Source organism: Sulfitobacter sp. UBA4523, from assembly GCF_002388305.1.
Taxonomy (GTDB): Bacteria; Pseudomonadota; Alphaproteobacteria; order Rhodobacterales; family Rhodobacteraceae; genus Sulfitobacter; species Sulfitobacter pontiacus.
Map to the genome: position 1 here is coordinate 17,497 of NZ_DGMH01000054.1, position 16,418 is coordinate 33,914.

The window sequence follows — 16,418 nt, forward strand, 5'->3', positions numbered from 1 at the left end:
GTCACCGGAGAGGAGATTACCCACCGCAGCGTCAGCGCCATTTCGAACGCCGGTGCCAAAAAAGCATAGCGGCTTTCCGCCGCCCACCGGGTAAAAAACTTCGAAACCTTCCAGCGCAGGACCGATTGACAGGAAGGGGCGGGTGCATCAACTGTCCCCCATGGCTTTTGAACGCACCATATCTTTCTGGCTGAACGCAGTGGCATGTCTTGCCTTTGCTGCGGCGCTGGTGCTGTTTCCGCCGTCCGCGTCCCACGCGGCGTCGGGGATGCATGACGGGCATTATGCCGCGGTCATGGATGATGTGGCCGATATAAATGCGCAAGACGCTCTGCATGATCATAGCACTATGGATCGTGCCGCTGTCGACAATCACAGTGACAAATCCCCTTCAAGCGCGCCTGACGACAGTGCAGGCAATTGCTGCAACGGGATGTGCCTGTCCATCGTGTTGATGGACCACGCGCATCCGCAAGACGATGCCGTCACTGCGGGTACCTACAAGATCGGCCATGCGCAGGCGCGTTCGCTTGAGGCGCAAGGCTTTCTACGTCCTCCACAATCCTGATCTGATTTAGACCCGCTTTGGGGTCTTTGCGTCGCGCCAGCGTTCCTGCACGCAGGATGTCAGACCCTTGCCCTATACGCCGACACCGCTGCCTGCCGTGGCCACGCAAGAAGCCACGCTCAGCACGACCGTCGTCTCCCCCATCAGCCACCCGAACCCGCTGGCCGGCTACACGTATCGTGGGCCCACAGGTCCGCGTGACTGGCGCACCGTGAACCAAGAACAATCGGAGGGGAACTGATGTACGTCCGTAAACTGCCGCTGATCATCGGCTTTCCCCTTGTGCTCGGGGCCTGCGCCACGGCGATCCCGAGCGCTTATACCGACCCCAAAGCCGGTTTTGCCAATGTCGCCAGCCAGATCACGCCCGCGCTTGGTAAACGCACCGTCTTTGCCGAGACCCAAGCCGAAAACGAGGCGGTGAAACGCGAAGTGCGCGCGATGGTGCAGGGCAAGACAATCTCGGCCGATACGGCGGTTCAGGTTGCCTTGCTCAACAACAAGGGGCTTCAGGCGTCCTATGCGAATGTCGGATTGTCCGCCGCCGAAGCATGGCAGCAATCGACGCCGGAAAACCCGATCGTGTCCATCGGCGTGCTCGGGATCGGAGCGCCCGAACTGGGGGCCTACCGTGCGATCGAAGGGTTGATCCGCGCCAATCTTCTGGATGCCACCACGCGTAAACAACGCCGTGCAATCGCTGACGCGAGCTTTCGTCAAGCGCAGTTGACGGCGGTGAACGATACGCTGACATTGGCCAACCAGACCCGTCAGGCCTGGGTCAATGCCGTGTCCGCCTTTGAGGTGGTGGGATATTTGAAACGCGCCAAGGCGACCTCGGACGCCGGATCGGAGCTGGCCCGCAAGCTGGGGGAAACCGGCGCGCTCAATAAAGCCGCCCAAGCCCGCGAGCAGGCGTTCAACGCGGAGCTGGCCGGACAGCTTGCCAAGGCACGGCTGGATGCGACCACCGCGAAGGAAGAGCTGACGCGCCTCATGGGGCTTTGGGGGGCTGACGTGAACTATTACGTGCCTGATGCCTTGCCGGGGCTGCCGCGGTCCGTGGGCGGCGTCGCCAATGTCGAAGCCAAGGCGCTGCGCAACCGTGTCGATCTGCGCGTCGCAAAGCTGGGTCTTGAAGCGCAGGCAAAAGCCTTTGGCCTGACGGATCAGACCCGCATCGTCAGCGATCTTGAGATCGTCGCAGGGGCCGAGCTTGAGCGTGAAGCCACGGGGGGCGATATCGAGAAAGACATCCTGCCTCAGGTAGAGCTGGAGTTCGCGATCCCGATCTATGACAGCGGCAAGGCGCGGATGCGCAAGGCAGAGCTGTCGTATCTGCAGGCGGCGAATGTGCTGGCGGAACGGGCGGTCAATGTACGCTCCGAAGCGCGGGGGGCCGAACGGGCCTACCATGCCTCTTACAAGATCGCGCGCCACTACCGCGATGTTCTGGTTCCGCTGCGCAAGACCGTCGAGAACGAAGCCCTGCTGTCTTACAACGGCATGATCACCAACACCTTCGAACTGCTGACCGATGTGCGTGAAAAGCTCGGTGCCGAGCTGGAAGCCGCGGATGCGAAGCGGGCGTTCTTTATGGCGCAGGCGGATCTGACCGCGGCCATCTACGGCGGCGGTGCAGGCAGCGGCGGCGGGGGCTCCGAAGGCGCCACGTTGGCCGCTGGTGGCGGCGCAGGACACTGAAAGGAAACGATATGATGAACAGACGTCAACTACTCGGTGCCGGCGCGGCGGGGGCGACACTTGTGTCCTCTCAGGCGTGGGGCAAAACTCTGAACATGGGGCTGCCGGAAGCGGCGCATATGGACAGCGCTGCGACTGCGGTCACGGCGCGCCCCTCGACGGGGGTGGATTACACGCCCGTGGTCACGCTGAACGGCTGGACGCTGCCCTACCGCATGAATAACGGCGTCAAGGAATTCCACCTTGTCGCGGAGCCCGTAGAACGCGAACTGGCCGATGGCATGATCGCGCATCTGTGGGGGTATAACGGCCAGTCCACCGGCCCCACGATCGAAGCGGTCGAAGGCGACCGTGTGCGGATTTATGTCACCAACAAGCTGCCAGAAAACACATCCGTCCACTGGCACGGGCTGATCCTGCCCTCGGGCATGGATGGCGTGGTCGGGCTGAGCCATCCGGGGATCAAACCGGGCAAGACCTTTGTCTACGAGTTCGACCTGACCAAATCCGGCACCTTCATGTACCACCCCCATGCGGATGAGATGGTCCAGATGGCGATGGGGATGATGGGCATGTTTGTCGTCCACCCCAAAGACCCGACGTTCATGCCGGTGGACCGTGACTTCCTGATCATGCTCAACGCGTTCGACATTGACCCCGGTACCTATGTGCCGCGCGTCATGACGATGAACGACTTTAACCTATGGACATGGAACAGCCGGATTTTCCCCGATATTGACCCGCTGGTCGTGAACAAGGGCGACAGGGTACGGGTGCGCGTCGGCAACCTGACGATGACAAACCACCCGATCCACATGCACGGCTATGATTTCAAGGTCACCTGCACCGACGGCGGCTGGGTGCCGGAAAGCGCGCAATGGCCCGAGGTCAGCATCGACATTCCTGTCGGCGCGATGCGCGCCTACGAGTTCACGGCGGACCACTTGGGCGATTGGGCGATCCACTGCCACAAGTCGCACCACACGATGAATGCCATGGGCCACGACGTGCCGACGTTTATCGGTGTCGATAAATCCCAGCTTACCCCCAAGATGCGCAGCTTCAAGCCGGGCTACATGCCGATGGGCACGGCGGGCATGGGGGACATGGGCAAGATGTCGATGGAACTGCCCGAGAACACGATCCCCATGATGAACGGCTGGGGCAAACACGGGCCGATCGAAATGGGCGGCATGTTCTCTGTTGTGAAGGTACGCGACGGCATTGCGCCGGACGATTATTCCGACCCCGGATGGTACGACAACCCCCCCGGCGAGGAAGCCTATGAGTGGACCGGAGAACTGCCGGAATTCGCCACGAACAACAGCCCCAAAACGATCCTGACCCCGAAACCAACGCAAAAGGGATGATCCCTTTTGCATCCACATAAAACTTTGAAAACCATACAGGAAAACACAATGAAAAACCTTCTGATGACCACCGCCTTCGCCATTGCTTTGACCGGCCCTGCCTTTGCGGCGGGTTCCCACTCTGGCGGGCATGATGACGACCACGCCGACAAGCATGCCGAAATGATGGCAGTGGGCAAACCCGGTACGGCGGCTGACGTCACCCGGACCATCGCTGTCACCATGCGCGAGACCGAAGATGGGGATATGATCTTTGAACCCGACAGTTTTGCGTTCGAGCAGGGGGAAACCATCCGCTTTGAGGTCACCAACAAGGGCGAGCTTGAGCATGAGTTCGTGATCGATAACGCCGAAGGCAACGCCAAGCACAAGGAGATGATGGCGAAGATGGATATGGAACATGACGATCCCAATTCGGTCCGTCTTGAGGGCGGCCAATCGGGCGAGGTCATCTGGACCTTTGCCAATGCCGGCACGTTTGAATTCGCTTGCCTGATCCCCGGTCACTATGAATCCGGCATGTACGGCCCCATCGAAGTCAGCGCCAAAGCCGAGGCAGAAGCAAAAGCGGCAGAGGTCGTCTATACCAAGGGCACCGTCAAGAAAGTTGACACCAAAGGCGGGAAGGTCACCATCGATCACGGACCTTTGGTCAACCTCGATATGCCCGCCATGACCATGGTGTTTCGCGCCGATGAAACCATGATAGGCAAGCTCTCTGCAGGTCAGAGCATCGAATTCGTCGCAGAGCCCGTCAAAGGCAAGCTGACCGTCGTCGAGTTGAAGTAATCCACGCGCGGGCTCCGGTCATAAATCGGTGCCCGCCCCATAAGAGGCGAAGACATGAAAACATCGCGTGTATTGCTGTGGGTTGTCCCCTTTGCGCTGCTGACGGCAGCGGCGGGCGGGGGGGATTTCTCGCATCATGATCAACCCGAGACCAGCCCGACCGAGCTTGCGGAGGGTGCCTTGGCACCCGTGAAGGTGCCGGACAGTTTCACCGATCAGGAGCAGCTGGGAAAGCGCGCCTATGATGCGGTTTGCGCGGCCTGCCACGGGGCCAATGGTCAGGGGCAGGACGGCGTCGCACCGCCTTTGGTGCATGTGATCTACGAGCCCAGCCACCACGGCGACCGTGCGTTCCTGCTGGCCGCGCAAAACGGGGTGCGGGGGCATCACTGGCCGTTCGGAAACATGCCTCCCGTCGAAGGGATCACGCAGGCCGATGTGATGGATATTGTGGCCTACATCCGTCGCCTTCAGCGCGAGAACGGGATCGACTAAGCCAAAGGGCCAGGCCCCGAGGTACGTTGCACCCCGGGGGCCCGTGCCGTTTCAGAACATCCGCGAGATCGAGAATTTCACGTTCCGACCCGGTGCCGTGCGGGTCGACAGATGCGGCGTATAGGTTTTGTCAAAAGCGTTCTCTAGCCCGACGCGGAACTGCGTATCCTTGAGGATACCGCTTTGCGGGACATAGGTGGCGCGCAGATTATGGACCCCAAAGCCTGCCGAGGTCTCGCCGTCGTCTGTTGCGGATGTGTTGCCCACGACCTCCCAGCTCAGGTCAAGCTCTTTGCCGAATTTCTTGCCCACGGTGACCCGCAGACTGTCCGCAGGCAGCAACCGCCAGTCGCCGGAAGAGCCGCCCGGTTCATACTCCGTCCCGCGCACCACATTGGCATTCACGTCAAAGTAAAGACCGGTGTCCAACGCGTAAGAGGCTTCAAGCTCCAGCCCCGAGGTTTCGACCCGGTCCAGCGCCGGTGCAGGCGGGCGCACCCCCGAGACCGAATAGCTGCTGACATCGGTCAAGGTGGTCTCGTAGTAGACACCCTTGATCGCGAATTGGTCCCCGTTGCGGAACAGATCATGACGGTCAAACGAGGCGCCGATCTCGTATGTCTCGGCCTTCTCGGATGAGGTGATCGCGGCATCGGTGCCCAGATGGTCGATCATGGGCAGCCCTTCGGTATAGGCGGCACTGGTGAACAGGGCCAAACCATTCCCGAAGGCATAGCGCACCGACAGCCCGCCCATCAGCGCGTTGTTATCATAGGTGCCATGATTCGGGGCCGCTGATCCGGTGATCTTCGACGTCTCGTAGCGCAGCGCCGGTGTCACGGTCCATGCATCAGTGATGCGCACATCGTCCACCGCATAGACAGCGACGCGACGGTCCTTGCCGCCGGGTGCGTTGCTGGCATCAAGGCGTTCTTTGTGGATCAGTTCAAGTCCGGTCCGCAGATCATGGGAGACAACGCCTGTGGTGAACAGGCTTTGGTTTTTAAACGCCAGTTTCGTTGTTTGATACCGATGATCCGCATTCGCCAAGGCAAGAACACCGGCCCCTTGCGGGGTGCCTTCAAGGGGGGAGCTGCCCGAGACATAGCTTTGGTCGATCTGTTGGTCGGCGTAGGATAGCACGACATCAAGGTTCACCAGATCATTGTCAGCTGGGTTAAAGTTGTACTTTAGCACCGCGGTCGTAGACTCCGTATCGCGGTCAACGGTGCCAAAGGAATCCGCAGTGGTGGTGAAACTGTCAAAGGGCACGTCGCGGTCGCTTGCGGTGGTGCGTGACAGGCTGAAGGTCAGCGATTGATCGCGGTTTTGGCCAAAGCTGTATTTTGCCTTGATCAGTCCCGACGGCAGGGTGAAAGCGCTGTTACCGATAGTCGCCCCGCCCCCATCCACCTGATCGTTCTGGTCGCGCCACGTGTAGTTCAGCAGAAACTCCATATCTTCGGTCGGTTGCCACGCCAGCACGCTGGAAGACGTGATGCCGTCGCCGTTCGTGCTGAACTCCAGCGTTTGGCCCAGCACATAGCCAAGCTCACCATTCGTCAGATCCGACGCGTCTTTCGTCTCAAGCCGGACGACACCGCCCACGATGCCGGATCCGTATTCAAAGCTGCCGACGGACCCGCGGATCACATCGACCGACTTGTAAAGGAACGGATCGGTGAACAGCTGGGTGCCGATCCGGTAAAGCCGCTCTGCCCCGGTGGTGGCCCCGTCGATCTGCACGGCGACTTTGGAATCCGCACCGTAGATATCGTTCGCGCCGAAGCCGCGGATGTTGATGCCGGACCCTTGCGGGGTGGACCCGTTCACAAGGCTCACGCCGGGAACTGAATCGATCAGCTCTGCCACGGTGCCCGCCTGACGGTCGTCGATCTCCTCTTGGTCGACTGTGGTGATGGATACTGCCGTATCGGTCTGCACCTCGCGTTTGCTTTCGCCCAGAACGAGCGTGCCTAGAAAGCCCTCCTGCGCGGCGAGGGGGAGCGGGGTGAGGGAAAGAAGTATCAGGCTTGTCGTACCCCTTAATAGGGCACGGGTTCCAGCGGCTTTGGTCATCGAAGACATCCTTGCAAGCAATAGGTTTGACGGAATGCTTGCGAGGGGCTGGCGGTGAAAAAAGGGGCGTAGAGGGGTTGCGCTCTTGCGGGTTCTAAAAAGACCGACTAAAAGTGTCAACATTAAAGGGCAGGTTCTGATCTGCGCCTTTGCCAGCGGATGCCCGACGCGCGTCGCCAGCCCACTCTCTTTCAATCTATATGGCGAAGGTGCTGCATGACCCATTCCGTTCCCCCGACCCCCGAGGACATCCGCGCCTTCCGCGCCGACCACGCGCAGTTGCGCGAACGTGATGTGGCCGACAAGCTCAAGATCAGCGAGGCGCAGTTGCTGGCGGCCTATACCGGCGATGGCGTGCGGCGTATCAATGCGCACCCCGACGAGATCATGCGCGCCGCCCAGACTCTGGGCGAGGTTATGGCGCTGACCCGCAACCCGTCCTGCGTGAACGAAAAGGTCGGCACCTATGATAACTATCACCCCGGTCCCCATGCATCGATGATCCTCACCGATGACATCGACCTGCGGCTCTTTCCCAGCCGGTGGCATCATGCCTTTGCCGTAGAGAAGGAGACGGAGGCCGGTACGCGCCGCAGCCTGCAGGTGTTCGATGCGGCGGGGGATGCGGTACACAAGATCTTTCTGCGCGACGGGTCCGATGTGGCGGCCTTTGATCGCGCCAAAGCGGGGCTGACGCTGGAAGACCAATCCCCCACCCTTGACGTGGTACCGCGCGACCCTGACGAGGTGCCGAAATCTGATCTGTCGAAGCTGGACATCCTGCAAAAGGAATGGGCGCGGCTGACCGACACGCATCAGTTCTTGCGCCTGACCTCCAAGCTCAAGATGAACCGGTTAGGGGCCTACCGCATCGCGGGCGAGCCCTTTGCACGCGCTTTGCAGCCTTCTGCTGTCGATACCATGCTGCATCAGGTGGTCGCGCAAGAGCTTGAGATCATGGTCTTTACCGGCAATCGCGGGTGTATCCAGATCCATTCGGGCCCGATCACCACGCTGAAATCCATGGGCCCGTGGCAAAACGTGCTGGACCCACGCTTTAACCTGCACCTGCGGCTAGATCACATCGCCGAGGTCTGGGCCGTCGACAAGCCCACACAACGCGGCCCCGCTGTTTCGGTCGAGGCCTTCAACAAGGACGGGGGGCTTATCCTTCAGGTCTTTGGCGTCGGCAAGGAAGGGCGCGATTGTCGTCCCGCATGGGGCAAGCTTGTCGCGGGGCTGGAGAGCCTGAACGTCGAGGTGCCCGCATGATCCGCGCTTTCACGACAGGTATCAGCGTCGCGGCGCTTGGCCTGATCACAGCACTGCCCGCCACGGCACAGGAACCCACAGGGGGCGTCGTATCCATCGGCGGCGCGGTGACAGAGATCGTCTTTGCCCTCGGCGCGCAGCGCCAGCTGGTGGCGCGGGATACGACCTCTAGCTATCCGCCTGAAGCCGCTGCCTTGCCGGACGTGGGCTATATGCGCGCGCTCTCGCCCGAAGGGGTGCTGGCCACAGGCCCCAAGCTGATCATCGCCGAGGAAGGTGCCGGACCGCCCGAAACAATCGAGGTGCTAGCGCAGGCGGATATCCCCTTTGTCACCGTCCCTGACGACTATACCGCCGAAGGGGTCAGCGCCAAGATACGCGTCGTCGGGCAGGCGCTTGGGAAAGAGCCGCAGGCCGAAGCGCTGGCTGCTGAAGTGCAGCAAGAGCTGGCAGAAGTGTCCCGCGCGACGCAAGACCGGCCCGCGGCAGAGCGCAAGCGCGTGATGTTCATCCTCAGCACCCAAGGCGGGCGGATCATGGCGTCGGGCACGGATACCGCGGCCGCGTCGATGATAGATCTGGCTGGCGCGGTGAATGCGGTCACGGGGTTTGCGGGCTACAAACCCATCACGGACGAAGCCGTGCTGGCCGCAGCGCCCGATGTGCTGGTGATGATGGCGCGTGAAGGCGATCACAACAGCACCGAGGCAGAGCTGTTCGCGATGCCTGCCATATCCGTCAGCCCTGCGGCGGCCAGCCGGTCGGTGGTGCGGATGGACGGGCTTTATCTGCTGGGGTTCGGGCCGCGCACGGCAGATGCGGTCACCGATCTGCACGCCGCGCTTTACGCCGATTGATCCGATGACCGCGCTTGCAGATTTCGCCCCGCCCCGCGACCGCCGTCGTGCCGCGCGCAAGGCGCATGTGTGGTTGGCGATCGTTCTGGCGGTCGCCGCCATCGGCAGCCTTGCGATCGGGGCGTCGGGCACATCGCTGTGGCACGCCCTGTTCAAGATCGTGACCGGTGCGCCGCTGACGCAGCTTGAACGGGTAGTGCTTTGGGATATCCGTTTGCCGCGGCTGATCATGGGCATCTGTGTCGGGGCCGCGCTGGCTGTGTCAGGCGCGGTGATGCAGGGGCTGTTTCGCAACCCGCTCGCGGATCCGGGGCTGCTTGGGGTAAGCGCGGGTGCCGGATTGGGCGCGATCGTGGCAATCGTTCTGGGCGGGCTGTTGCCGGTGGCTGTGCTCACCATGGCAGGCTTTTGGCTGATCCCGCTGGCGGCCTTTCTGGGCGGATGGGCGGCAACGTTGCTGTTGTATCGCGTGTCGACGCGGCGCGGGCGCACCTCTGTCGCGACGATGCTGCTGGCGGGGATTGCCTTGGGCGCGCTGACAGGGGCCTTGGGCGGGCTGTTGATCTATTTCGCCGATGACACGCAGTTGCGCGATCTGACGTTCTGGGGGCTCGGCTCGCTTGCCGGTGCCACATGGGCCAAAGTCGCCATCGCGGGGCCGCTGATCCTTCTGGCGACGGGTGTGGCCATGCGCTTGGGCGGTGGGCTGAATGCGCTCGCCTTCGGGGAGGCGACAGCCGCGCATATGGGGGTGCCGGTGCAGCGGGTGAAGCATACCGCCATCCTCACGGTCGCCGCCGCCACCGGTGCCGCGGTCGCCATGTCCGGCGGGATCGGTTTTGTCGGGATCGTCGTGCCCCATCTGTTGCGTCTTGCCACGGGACCGGATCACGAACCCTTGCTCGTGAACTCTGCGTTGCTGGGGGCCACGCTTTTGCTGACCGCCGATATCATCAGCCGCGTGATCATTGCGCCGGCGGAACTGCCCATCGGGTTGATCACCGTCATTCTGGGCGCACCGGTGTTTTTCTGGATCCTGCTGCGGCGCCGTGGGCTGGTGGACCTGTGATGCTGCGCGCCTGCGATATTGTTGCCCGTATCGGCAAGAAAGAGATTCTGCACGGGGTCAGCTTCACCGCCCCTGCGGGCGCGCTTACGGCGATTGTCGGGCCCAACGGCTCGGGCAAATCGACACTGCTTAGGGCGATCACGGCCGAGGTCGATTTCACCGGCCGCATTCTGCTGAACGGCGAAAATGTCGCCGATCTGCACCCGTGGGAGCTTGCTGCGATGCGCGCGGTGCTGCCGCAGTCTGCCACGCTTGCGTTCCCCTTTACCGTGGCCGAGGTCGTGCGCATGGGGCTACGCCGCGGCATATCGGGGCACCGCGACGATATCCCCGCCCGCGCCCTGCATGCCGTGGGGCTAGAGGGCTACGCAGACAAGCTTTATCAAGAGCTTTCGGGCGGAGAGCAGCAACGCACGCAGCTGGCCCGCGTGCTCTGTCAGGTTTGGAATCCGGTGCAGAACGGCGTGCCCCGTTGGTTGCTGCTGGACGAACCTGTTGCCAGTCTGGATATCGGCCATCAGCTTATGGTGATGCGGCTTCTCAAGGATTTCGCCAATCGCGGCGGCGGCGTGGTCGCGGTCATGCATGATCTGAACCTGTCGGCCATGTTCGCCGATCACATGGCGATGATCAAAGACGGCCAGATCCTGAAACACGGCGCGCCCGCCGACGTGATGCAAAACGCCATCCTGTCCCCAGCCTATGGCTGCACCCTGACCGTCAATACGCCCGCCGCAGCGGGTCAAAGTTATATCCTGCCACACGTCGCGCAGGTGCGTATGGGGTAGGGCCGTGCACCACGCACGCGCGCTGACACATATATCGGTTGACGTATGAGCTTCGACAGAATGACGTAAATGTGACACTACACCTAGACACCAGCGTCTGACGGTCTATGTCAACCGACACACCACACCAATCACCCAGGACAAACCATGCCGACACAGCCCACCGATAAGATGGCGACAGAGCTTTTGCATGTGCAAGAGGAGCTGGCGGCAAAGAATGTTGACGCGGATGCGCCGAAGAAACAGGCGCAGCGGGCGTCGCATCGGTTGAACTTCCTCGAAGCGATGATGGAGACGGTGCCCGTCGGGGTCGTCATGGCCGATGCCGAAGGCAAGATTATCTACGGCAACAGCCACGTCGAAAAGATGGTGCGCCATCCTGTGTTGCATTCGGACGACGTGAACGCCTATGGCGAATGGGTATCGTACCACGCTGATGGGTCCCGTGTACAAAGCCACGAGTACCCTTTGGCGCGGGTGATCCAGAACCGCGAGGACCATGTCGAGATCGACGTGGATTATCAGCGCGGCGACGGCACCCGCTTTTGGATGCGGATCATCGGTGAGCCGGTGCTCGACGGCGAGGGGGAGCGGATCGGGGCGACCGTCGCCCTGATCGATATCGACGAAGAACGCCGCTTGCGCGAGGCGCAGAACATCCTGATTGCCGAGTTGAACCACCGTGTGAAGAACGCATTTAGCGTGGTGAAATCCATCGTCAGCCAGTCCTTGCGCAAGATGAGCATTCAACGCGGTATCCGCGAAACGATTGACCAACGGCTTAACGCCTATGCGACGGCCCACTCCAAACTGGTGGGCACCACTTGGGACCGTGCTGCGATTGGCACCGTGGCTGCCGATGTGCTCGACCCTATAGGCGGCGGTCGGATCACGTTGACGGGGCCGGAGGTAGAGGTGCCATCGCGCCAGGCGCTGTCCTTGTCGATGGCATTTTATGAGCTGGCGACAAACGCGATGAAATACGGCGCCCTGTCGGTTCCTGACGGTGTTGTGAATTTATCTTGGGAACAAGGAAGTGCTGCCGAGGGTTCCCTCCTTGAACTCCATTGGGTGGAACAAGGCGGCCCTGCCGCCGAGAAACCCAGCGAGACAGGTTTTGGTAGCTTCATCACAGGGCGTGCCCTCGAGGCGGAAACGGGCGGGAAAATCGATACGGTTTTCGGGCCAGATGGATATGAATGGCATTTGAAGATGCCGCAACAGACGGAAGAGCAGGCAGTAGAATGACAAATCAACCTCAGAATATTTTCATCGTCGAAGATGAGGTCGTGGTCGCATTCGAGATGTCCGACCTGCTGGAAGACATCGGCTTTAACGTCGTCGGCCCCAGTATCCATCTGGAAGACGCCAAGGAAAAAGCGCGTGATGGGGATATTGATATCGCCTTTCTGGACGTGAACCTTGGGCGCAACAAGACATCGAAACCCGTGGCGGATATCCTGCGCGAACGGGGTATCCCTTTTGTGTTCATCACCGCATATGACGCCGACCAGATCAGCTTTCTCGGGCCGGACGACCGTGTGGTGAAAAAACCCGTGAGCAGCCAGAAGCTGATCGAGACGCTGCGCCGCGTCTACCCAAGCCTAGAGACCGAGTAAGCTCAGACAGGAATTCCCGCAGGCAAAATCCCGCGCGCCGCGACACTGCGGCGCAGGGCAGAGCTGCTTTGCCCCAGTGACATCGGCCATGTGTGAACATATAGTGAACATATGGCTAAGCAATCTGTAGAGCAAAAACTGGCAATCCTGAGCGACGCGGCGAAATATGACGCGTCCTGCGCCTCTTCGGGATCAACGAAACGCGACTCGCGCGATGGCAAGGGCGTGGGGTCGAACGAGGGGTCGGGCATCTGTCATGCCTATGCGCCGGACGGGCGCTGTATATCACTCCTGAAAATTCTGATGACGAATTTCTGCATCTATGATTGCAGCTATTGCATCAACCGTGCCTCGTCTAACGTCACTAGGGCGCGGTTTAGTGTCGATGAAGTGGTGAAGCTGACCATCGAATTCTACCGCCGCAATTATATCGAAGGGCTGTTTTTGTCCTCGGGCGTGATCAAATCGCCCGATGCGACCATGTCGGACATGGTGCAGATCGCGCGCAAGCTGCGCCACGAAGAGAATTTTCGCGGCTATATCCATTTGAAGACCATCCCCGACGCCGCGCCAGAGTTGATCGCGGAAGCGGGGCTGCTGGCGGACCGTCTATCGATCAACGTCGAGCTGCCCACCGATGCCGCCGTTCAGCAGTATGCGCCCGAAAAGAAGCCCGATCAGATCCGCAAAGCGATGGCCGATTTCCGGCTGCGTAAAGAGGTGTCGAAAGACAAATCCCACACCGGCAAGCGCCCGCCGCGGTTTGCGCCTGCGGGGCAATCAACGCAGATGATCATCGGGGCGGACGGGTCGAATGATGCGGCCATTCTGGGCCAGTCCACGCGGCTCTATTCCAGCTACAAGCTGAAACGCGTGTATTATTCTGCCTTCTCGCCGATCCCTGACAGCTCGGCCAAGCTGCCGCTGATCCGGCCGCCGTTGCAACGCGAACACAGGCTCTATCAGGCGGATTGGCTGCTGCGGTTTTATGACTTCCAGCTGGACGAGATTACATCCGTCACCGAGGACGGGAACCTTGATCTTGAGGTGGACCCGAAACTGGCCTGGGCCTTGGTGAACCGCGAGGTTTTCCCGCTGGATGTGAACCGCGCCACCCGCGAGATGCTGCTCCGGGTGCCGGGGTTCGGGGTGAAGACGGTGAACCGCATCCTGTCCACCCGCCGCCACCGCGCCCTGCGCTACGAGGATCTGATCCGCATGGGTGCGTCCATGAAAAAGGCCCGCAGCTTTGTCACTGCGGGGGGCTGGTCCCCCGGCGGGCTGACCGACAGTATTGATCTGCGCGCGCGGTTTGCGCCGCCGCCTGAACAGCTGACCCTGTTCTGATGCACCACGCGGTCATGCCCAAGATCGGCACCGCGCAGGCGTGGCGTGATGCGGCGCGGCAGTTTCTGGCCGCCGGCATCCCGCCCGAGGCGATCCTGTGGGGCGATACCAGCACGGTGCCCGATCTTTTTGGCGACACCGCCCCCGTGCAGACGGGCGGGCAAGTGACCGTGCCGCGTAGCTTCATCAGCATGGCGAGCAGTGTCGTCTGGCACAGTGACCCCGAACGGTTTGCGCGGCTTTATGCTTTTCTCTGGCGACTGAAAGACGCGCCGCATTTGATGACGGATCGCGGTGATGCTGACCTGTCGCGCTTGCGCCGGATGGAAAAGAACGTACATCGCTGTCAGCACAAGATGAAAGCCTTCGTCCGTTTCCGCGAGCTTGGCGCACCCGATGCTGCCCGCCGGTCCTTTGCCGCGTGGTTCGAGCCGACGTATCACACGGTAGAACCCACTGCCGATTTCTTTCTGCGTCGGTTCAGCGATATGGATTGGCGCATTCTCACGCCGGATGTCTGCGCGATTTTCGAGGGGGGCAAACTGACCTTCCGCGAGGGGGAGGAAAAGCCCGCGCTGCCCGAAGACGCGAGCGAACAGCTGTGGATCACCTATTTCCAGAACATCTTTAACCCCGCGCGGCTGATGGTCAAAGCCATGCAATCCGAGATGCCCAAGAAATACTGGAAGAACATGCCCGAGGCGGCGCATATCCCCCAGATGATCGCTGACGCCCCCGCCCGTGCCCGCGCCATGGCCGAGGCCGCGCCCTCTTTCCCGCCGCAGCGATTGGCGCAGGTACAAGCGCAGCTTGCCGCGCATCAATCCGCGTGGGAGGGCCCGAAAGACGCGCTGGCCAAGGATATTGCCGCCTGCACCCGCTGCCCCTTGCATTGCAATGCGACACAGGCCGTACCGGGCGAGGGGCCCATGGATGCCGATCTGATGATTGTTGGCGAACAGCCGGGCGATCAGGAGGATTTAAGCGGGCGGCCCTTTGTCGGGCCTGCGGGGCAGCTCTTTGATCAGATCGCGGGGCGGGCGGGGCTGCAGCGGGACAAGGCGTTTGTGACCAATGCAGTGAAACACTTCAAATTCAGCCCGCGCGGTAAACGCCGTCTGCACCAACGGCCCAATGCGTCCGAGATCCAGCATTGCCGCTGGTGGTTGGATGCCGAGATCGCACAGGTCAAACCCAAGCTGATCTTGGGTATGGGGGCGACGGCTGCCGAGGGGCTGACCGGACGGCGCGATGCCATCACCGCCCGCCGTGGCACGATCGAACAAACGCCTTCAGGCACGCCGGTTATGCTGACGCTGCACCCCTCGTATCTTTTGCGCCTTCCCGATCCTCAGGCCAAAGCCGACGCAACTGCCCAATTTCAAGACGATTTGACCGCCGCCGTAAGAATGTTGGCCTGAAAAAGCGTAATCTCGTAGGGGGCAGTTGCAATATGGCTATAGGATGCCATATACCATCCACATGGATGGAGAATCGAGATGAGCAACGTCAGGCAGCTACGGGAAAAGCAACCCGAGAACGAAAAGATCACGATCAACCTCGGCTTTGTCGATCTAGGGCGGATCGACCTGCTGGTGCAGGAGGGGTTTTATTCCAACCGCAGCGATTTCATCCGCACGGCGATCCGCAAGCAGTTGGATCACCAATCGGAGACGGTGACACGGTCTATCGACCGTCACACAATGGAAATGGGTCTGCGCGATTACTCCGTCGCGGACCTCGAGGCGGTGCAGGCGGCGAATGAAGTGCTGCACATCAAGGTGGTGGGTCTGGCCCGTATCGCGCGGGATGTGACGCCAGAGCTGGCCCTTGCGACCATCGGCTCCATCAACGTGCTGGGGGCGCTTCAAGCCAGCACCGAAGTCAAGAAAGCACTCGGCGACCGGATCAGTTAGCTCCGGCATCATCCTTAAAAGGAATGCGACATGACAGATGAATTTAACGCGGCCATGCGCCGCGCCGGAAAACTTGTGCGCGCGGGTAACCCCAAAGCGGCGACCGAAGCCATCCAGAACGCGCTTGGCGCCGGAGGGCTGGGGAGCATGGCGAAAGCTGGCAAAAGCCCCTTTGGAAAATCCAAGATCGGCCGCGGCCTGCGCGAGACGCTTTCGGGGCTGGCGCAATCAACCCTGAATGGTGGTGACAGCATCGAGCCGGACCTGCCCGAGGGTGCCACATTCGACAGCGGCAGCTTTTCCTGCAGCGCAGGCAGCCGCGACTATCGGCTTTATATTCCTAACCTCAAAGGCTCTGCGCCGACAGGTTTGGTGATGATGCTGCACGGGTGCAAACAATCCCCTGTGGATTTTGCCAACGGCACGGGCATGAACCAACTGGCAGAGGCGCATGGGCTGATCGTGGTCTATCCGGCGCAATCCCGCATGGCGAATATGCAGAACTGCTGGAAATGGTTTGATCCCGCCGATCAGATGCGCGGCGC

17 protein-coding genes are annotated in these 16,418 nt (G+C 61.1%); 16 read left to right on the forward strand and 1 reads right to left on the reverse strand.

Features of this window, described 5'->3' with window-relative positions:
• Positions 1 to 160 precede the first annotated feature (160 nt).
• The 6 genes from B3849_RS13410 to B3849_RS13435 all read left to right on the forward strand — a co-directional run bounded on the left by B3849_RS13410 (position 161) and on the right by B3849_RS13435 (position 4,926).
• Positions 161 to 568 carry a hypothetical protein gene (locus B3849_RS13410; protein WP_278426138.1) on the forward strand — a complete coding sequence of 136 codons (408 nt, stop codon included), beginning with the start codon at positions 161 to 163 and terminating at the stop codon, positions 566 to 568.
• Between the two features lie 67 nt (positions 569 to 635).
• Positions 636 to 809, forward strand: a complete 174-nt coding sequence (locus B3849_RS13415; protein ID WP_286780284.1) for a hypothetical protein — start codon at positions 636 to 638, stop codon at positions 807 to 809.
• Entirely contained in the window at positions 809 to 2,272 is a 1,464-nt protein-coding gene (locus B3849_RS13420; RefSeq protein ID WP_278426139.1) for a TolC family protein, read from the forward strand. Before B3849_RS13415 ends, B3849_RS13420 begins: the two co-directional genes overlap by 1 nt.
• Before the next feature lie 11 nt (positions 2,273 to 2,283).
• Positions 2,284 to 3,642 (forward strand): multicopper oxidase family protein, encoded by a 1,359-nt coding sequence (locus B3849_RS13425; protein WP_107277643.1) that lies wholly within the window; start codon positions 2,284 to 2,286, stop codon positions 3,640 to 3,642.
• A gap of 48 nt (positions 3,643 to 3,690) precedes the next feature.
• Entirely contained in the window at positions 3,691 to 4,431 is a 741-nt protein-coding gene (locus tag B3849_RS13430) for a copper-binding protein (protein WP_278426140.1), read from the forward strand.
• Between the two features lie 54 nt (positions 4,432 to 4,485).
• On the forward strand, positions 4,486 to 4,926 hold the full coding sequence (locus B3849_RS13435; RefSeq protein ID WP_286780285.1) for a c-type cytochrome: 441 nt from the start codon (positions 4,486 to 4,488) through the stop codon (positions 4,924 to 4,926).
• Between the two features lie 51 nt (positions 4,927 to 4,977).
• Here B3849_RS13435 and B3849_RS13440 read toward each other — a convergent pair whose 3' ends face one another.
• Positions 4,978 to 7,005, reverse strand: coding sequence for a TonB-dependent receptor domain-containing protein (locus tag B3849_RS13440; RefSeq protein WP_286780286.1), 2,028 nt, complete (start codon positions 7,003 to 7,005; stop codon positions 4,978 to 4,980).
• A 216-nt stretch (positions 7,006 to 7,221) separates the two neighbouring features.
• Between B3849_RS13440 and B3849_RS13445 the strand changes: the two genes are divergently transcribed.
• The 10 genes from B3849_RS13445 to B3849_RS13490 all read left to right on the forward strand — a co-directional run.
• On the forward strand, positions 7,222 to 8,277 hold the full coding sequence (locus tag B3849_RS13445; protein ID WP_278426142.1) for a hemin-degrading factor: 1,056 nt from the start codon (positions 7,222 to 7,224) through the stop codon (positions 8,275 to 8,277).
• Complete coding sequence (locus tag B3849_RS13450; protein WP_278426143.1) at positions 8,274 to 9,134, forward strand: heme/hemin ABC transporter substrate-binding protein; 861 nt, start codon at positions 8,274 to 8,276, stop codon at positions 9,132 to 9,134. The genes B3849_RS13445 and B3849_RS13450 overlap by 4 nt, the downstream gene beginning before the upstream one ends.
• A 4-nt stretch (positions 9,135 to 9,138) precedes the next feature.
• A complete protein-coding gene (locus B3849_RS13455) occupies positions 9,139 to 10,203 on the forward strand; it encodes a FecCD family ABC transporter permease (protein WP_278426144.1) in 1,065 nt (354 codons plus the stop codon).
• Positions 10,203 to 10,991 (forward strand): heme ABC transporter ATP-binding protein, encoded by a 789-nt coding sequence (locus tag B3849_RS13460; RefSeq protein WP_278426145.1) that lies wholly within the window; start codon positions 10,203 to 10,205, stop codon positions 10,989 to 10,991. Before B3849_RS13455 ends, B3849_RS13460 begins: the two co-directional genes overlap by 1 nt.
• Before the next feature lie 147 nt (positions 10,992 to 11,138).
• The gene (locus B3849_RS13465) at positions 11,139 to 12,239 is read left to right on the forward strand and encodes an HWE histidine kinase domain-containing protein (RefSeq protein ID WP_278426146.1); all 1,101 of its coding nucleotides are present in this window, start codon (positions 11,139 to 11,141) and stop codon (positions 12,237 to 12,239) included.
• Positions 12,236 to 12,610 carry a response regulator gene (locus tag B3849_RS13470; RefSeq protein WP_005848648.1) on the forward strand — a complete coding sequence of 125 codons (375 nt, stop codon included), beginning with the start codon at positions 12,236 to 12,238 and terminating at the stop codon, positions 12,608 to 12,610. Before B3849_RS13465 ends, B3849_RS13470 begins: the two co-directional genes overlap by 4 nt.
• 111 nt (positions 12,611 to 12,721) lie before the next feature.
• Complete coding sequence (locus B3849_RS13475; protein ID WP_286780287.1) at positions 12,722 to 13,957, forward strand: putative DNA modification/repair radical SAM protein; 1,236 nt, start codon at positions 12,722 to 12,724, stop codon at positions 13,955 to 13,957.
• Entirely contained in the window at positions 13,957 to 15,378 is a 1,422-nt protein-coding gene (locus B3849_RS13480) for a UdgX family uracil-DNA binding protein (RefSeq protein ID WP_278426009.1), read from the forward strand. The genes B3849_RS13475 and B3849_RS13480 overlap by 1 nt, the downstream gene beginning before the upstream one ends.
• Positions 15,379 to 15,456: 78 nt before the next feature.
• The gene (locus B3849_RS13485) at positions 15,457 to 15,873 is read left to right on the forward strand and encodes a CopG family transcriptional regulator (protein ID WP_009824184.1); all 417 of its coding nucleotides are present in this window, start codon (positions 15,457 to 15,459) and stop codon (positions 15,871 to 15,873) included.
• 30 nt (positions 15,874 to 15,903) lie between these two features.
• Positions 15,904 to 16,418, forward strand: a 515-nt coding sequence (locus B3849_RS13490) for an alpha/beta hydrolase family esterase (protein ID WP_286780288.1), incomplete at its 3' end; no start/stop codon positions are given.

Bases quoted from the DNA above. Each gene is read 5' to 3' on its own strand.
- B3849_RS13440 (WP_286780286.1), bottom strand. From the start codon at position 7,005: ATGACCAAAGCCGCTGGAACCCGTGCCCTATTAAGGGGTACGACAAGC.
- B3849_RS13475 (WP_286780287.1), top strand. From the start codon at position 12,722: ATGGCTAAGCAATCTGTAGAGCAAAAACTGGCAATCCTGAGCGACGCG.
- B3849_RS13420 (WP_278426139.1), top strand. From the start codon at position 809: ATGTACGTCCGTAAACTGCCGCTGATCATCGGCTTTCCCCTTGTGCTC.
- B3849_RS13425 (WP_107277643.1), top strand. From the start codon at position 2,284: ATGATGAACAGACGTCAACTACTCGGTGCCGGCGCGGCGGGGGCGACA.
- B3849_RS13450 (WP_278426143.1), top strand. From the start codon at position 8,274: ATGATCCGCGCTTTCACGACAGGTATCAGCGTCGCGGCGCTTGGCCTG.
- B3849_RS13410 (WP_278426138.1), top strand. From the start codon at position 161: ATGGCTTTTGAACGCACCATATCTTTCTGGCTGAACGCAGTGGCATGT.
- B3849_RS13465 (WP_278426146.1), top strand. From the start codon at position 11,139: ATGCCGACACAGCCCACCGATAAGATGGCGACAGAGCTTTTGCATGTG.
- B3849_RS13485 (WP_009824184.1), top strand. From the start codon at position 15,457: ATGAGCAACGTCAGGCAGCTACGGGAAAAGCAACCCGAGAACGAAAAG.
- B3849_RS13470 (WP_005848648.1), top strand. From the start codon at position 12,236: ATGACAAATCAACCTCAGAATATTTTCATCGTCGAAGATGAGGTCGTG.
- B3849_RS13480 (WP_278426009.1), top strand. From the start codon at position 13,957: ATGCACCACGCGGTCATGCCCAAGATCGGCACCGCGCAGGCGTGGCGT.
- B3849_RS13430 (WP_278426140.1), top strand. From the start codon at position 3,691: ATGAAAAACCTTCTGATGACCACCGCCTTCGCCATTGCTTTGACCGGC.
- B3849_RS13445 (WP_278426142.1), top strand. From the start codon at position 7,222: ATGACCCATTCCGTTCCCCCGACCCCCGAGGACATCCGCGCCTTCCGC.
- B3849_RS13435 (WP_286780285.1), top strand. From the start codon at position 4,486: ATGAAAACATCGCGTGTATTGCTGTGGGTTGTCCCCTTTGCGCTGCTG.
- B3849_RS13460 (WP_278426145.1), top strand. From the start codon at position 10,203: ATGCTGCGCGCCTGCGATATTGTTGCCCGTATCGGCAAGAAAGAGATT.
- B3849_RS13455 (WP_278426144.1), top strand. From the start codon at position 9,139: ATGACCGCGCTTGCAGATTTCGCCCCGCCCCGCGACCGCCGTCGTGCC.